Genomic DNA, 3,843 nt, shown 5'->3' with positions numbered 1-3,843 from the left:
CCCCGCAACTCGTCAAAATGCCCGGCCGCCGCAGCAGGCGCCAGTGCAGCCGCCAACTGGGCTGCGCTGTCAGAAGGGTCGGGGGTGGGGAGGCTGTCGTTGAGGTGGTTCACTGCGCTCGATTTTCGGGCATTTGGTCGACAACACTCTGCGGGTAACCCGCACCGTCGAAACTGGCGGGGCCGATGCCAGCGACGCCAAGCAAGGGCTGCCCCGCAGCAAGGGCGTCGTCCCCCTGGGGGCAAGGCGCGCAGCGACGCAGGGGGGCTTCTCTACCTCCGCATCTTGCGCCGCAGGTCCAGCGTGAACGGAAACTCCCGGCTGCCCGGCAGTTCAATGGTCGCAGGCGGCACCGCCAGCCTGCCTGGTGTGTGCCCCATGCGCGAGAAGCGCGCCAGGCGGCGGCTTTCGGCCTCGTACGCGTTGACCGGGAAGGTGTCGTAGTTGCGCCCACCCGGGTGCGCCACGTGGTACTGGCAGCCGCCGAGCGAGCGGTTCATCCAGGTGTCCACGATGTCGAACGTGAGCGGCGCATGGGCGCCAATGGTCGGGTGCAGGGCCGAGGGCGGGTTCCAGGCCTTGTAGCGCACACCGGCCACAAACTCGCCAGTCGTGCCGGTGCTTTGCAGCGGCAGCGGCTGGCCGTTGACTGTGACCACATGGCGGCTTTCGTTCATGCCGGTCACGCGCACCTCGATGCGCTCCAGCGACGAATCCACATAGCGCACGGTGCCCCCGGCGGAGCCTTCTTCGCCCATCACATGCCAGGGCTCCAGCGCGTTGCGCAGGGTCAGCTCCACGCCCATCGATTTCACCGTGCCGACCATGGGGAAGCGGAACTCGAACTGCGGTGCAAACCAGGCCGCGTCAAACGCGTAGCCTGCGGCGTTCATCTCGGCCACGACGTCGTGCATGTCCTGCTGGATGAAGGTCGGCAGCATCCAGCGGTCGTGCAGCTCGGTGCCCCAGCGGGCGGCGGGCGCGCGGTAGGGCGTCTTCCAGAAGCGGGCGATCAGGGCGCGCAGCAGCAGCTGCTGCACCACGCTCATGTGGGCGTGGGGCGGCATCTCGAACGCGCGCAGCTCCAGCAGGCCCAGGCGGCCGGTGCTGCTGTCGGGCGAGAACATCTTGTCGATGGAAAACTCGCTGCGGTGGGTGTTGCCCGTCACGTCCACCAGGATGTTGCGCAGCGTGCGGTCCACCAGCCAGGGCGGCATGTCCTGGCCATAGGTTGCGCGGTTGGTTTCGATCTCGCGCAGTGCGATCTCCAGCTCATACAGCTGGTCGTTGCGCGCCTCGTCCACGCGTGGCGACTGGCTGGTGGGTCCGATGAACAGGCCGCTGAACAGATAGCTCAGGCTGGGGTGGTTGTGCCAGTACAGCAGCAGGCTGGCCAGCAACTCGGGCTTGCGCAAGAACGGCGAGTCGGCCGGTGTGGCGCCGCCCATCACAAAGTGGTTGCCGCCACCGGTGCCGGTGTGGCGGCCATCGGTCATGAACTTCTCGGCCGACAGGCGCGTCTCCCACGCGGCCTGGTACAGAAACTCGGTGTGCTGCACCAGCTCCTTCCAATGGCTGGCGGGGTGGATGTTCACCTCGATCACGCCCGGGTCGGGCGTGACTGCCAGCACCTTCAGGCGTGCGTCGCGCGGCGGCGGGTAGCCTTCCAGCACGATCTTCATGCCCAGCTCTTCGGCCGTGGCTTCGATGGCGGCCAGCAGGTCCAGGTAATCATGGAGGCGCGACAGCGGCGGCATGAAGACATAGAGCACGCCGTACTTTTCGCCCACCTTCTCGGCCTTGGGGCCGCTGGCGCGGCGTGGGTCGCGCACTTCCACGCACAGCGCCGTGCGCGACAGGCCTGCGGCCGACTGGAACTTGCCGGGTGGCTGCACGCCCGCATGCGGGTCGGGCTGACCGGACAGGCGCGCGTTATCACCACCCGCAGTGCTCTGCGTTACGCGCCGTGCCTCGCCAGGAGCGGTGGCGCCTGCCAGGTAGGGCAGGTCGCGGTCGCCAGTGACCGGGCCGGATGGCACTGAATACCGCGCCCGCAGCGTGGTGGCAGCGGCCAGCGGGCTCTGGGGCGCGGTCGGGTCTTGCGGGATCAGGTGCTCGGTGTCTGATGCCTTCACCCAGGGCAGGGCGTCCAGCGGCAGGCGGTAGCCCATGGGCGAATCGCCGGGGATGAGCAGCATGCGGTCGTCGCGGAAGAACCACGGCCCCGTGCTCCACACGCTGCCCGCCAGCGTACCAGCGCCTTCGCCTGCCTGCAGCGGCAGCACGTAGCCCACCACGCTGTCGAGTTTTTGCTCGAACACGCGGCGCAGGCGTGCGCGCTCCAGCTCATCGTCCAGACGTGCGTCAAACGGGTCCACGTTGACCGGCAGGCGCCGCTCGCGCCACAGGTAGTAGAAGGTGTCCTCATAACCGGGCTGGATGTAGCGGTCCGTCACGCCCAGCTTGCGCGTGAGGTGGCGCACAAAACGCTCGGCGTCGGCGCTGGTGTAGTGCGAGGGGTTGCGTTCGTCGGCAAACAGCGCGGGGTTCTGCCACGCGGGCTGGCCGTCGGCGCGCCAGCAGATCGACAGTGCCCAGCGCGGCAGCTGCTCGCCCGGGTACCACTTGCCCTGGCCAAAATGCAGAAAGCCGCCCTGTCCATATTCGGCACGCAGCTTGTGCGTGAGTTCGGTGGCAAAGCCGCGTTTGGTGGGGCCTAGCGCGTCGGTGTTCCACTCGGGCGCGTCGCGGTCGCCCACGGCCACAAAGGTGGGCTCGCCGCCCATCGTCAGCCGCACGTCGCCCGCCACCAGGTCGGCGTCCACCTGCTCGCCCAGCGCCAGCACAGCCTGCCACTGGTCTTCGGTGTAGGGCTTGGTCACGCGGGGCGATTCGTAGATGCGCGTCACGCGCATTTCATGGCTGAACTCCACCTCGGCCTTGTCCACGCCGCCTTCAATCGGCGCGGCGCCCGAGGGCTGGGGTGTGCAAGCGAGCGGGATGTGGCCCTCGCCCGCCATCAGGCCGCTGGTGGCATCCAGGCCGATCCAGCCCGCGCCGGGCAGGTAGACCTCGCACCAGGCGTGCAGGTCGGTGAAGTCGTGGTCGGTGCCGCTGGGGCCATCGAGCGCCTTCACATCGGGGGTGAGCTGGATCAGGTAGCCCGACACAAACCGCGCCGCCAGCCCCAGGTGGCGCAGCAGCTGCACCAGCAGCCAGCCGGAGTCGCGGCACGAGCCGCTGGCTTTTTGCAGCGTCTCCTCGGGCGTCTGCACGCCGGGCTCCAGGCGGATCAGGTAGCGGATGTCCTGCGATACCTGCTGGTTGAGCTTGACCAGGAAATCGATGGTGCGCTGCTTGCTGCGGTCCACCTTGTCCAGATAGGCCTGCACCAGCGGTGTCATCGGGTCGGTGGCCAGGTAGGGCGCCAGCTCCTGCTGCACATCGCTGCTGTACTTGAACGGGATGTTCTCGGCCTCGGGCTCCAGGAAGAAGTCGAAGGGGTTGTACACCGCCATTTCCACCACCAGGTCCACCGTGACCTTGAACTCGCGCGTCTTCTCGGGGAAGACCAGCCGCGCCTGGTAGTTGGCAAACGGGTCCTGCTGCCAGTTGATGAAGTGCTGCGCAGGCTCGACCTTGAGCGAATACGAAATGACGTTGCTGCGGCAGTGGGGCGCTGGCCGCAATCGGATGGTCTGTGGCCCGAGGCCTACCAGCCGGTCGTATTGGTAATGCGTGACGTGGTGGAGCGCGGCGTGGATGGGCATATGCAGGCCATGCTAGCAAGTCCCGAGCCATCGCGGGCAACTATTCCGGGGGCGGTGACAAGCGGTCATCGGC

General features: G+C 67.7%; 1 protein-coding gene. It reads right to left on the bottom strand.

The features are described from left to right. Positions 1-272: 272 nt before the first annotated feature. A complete protein-coding gene (locus DBR23_RS07355) occupies positions 273-3,770 on the bottom strand; it encodes a DUF2126 domain-containing protein (protein WP_108497803.1) in 3,498 nt (1,165 codons plus the stop codon). Between the last annotated feature and the right edge of the window lie 73 nt (positions 3,771-3,843).

The organism is Acidovorax sp. HMWF018 (assembly GCF_003061035.1).
GTDB lineage: Bacteria > Pseudomonadota > Gammaproteobacteria > Burkholderiales > Burkholderiaceae_C > Acidovorax > Acidovorax delafieldii.
Note: the sequence above shows the minus strand (reverse complement) of the source record. Positions and strands in the feature narration are given on the sequence as shown.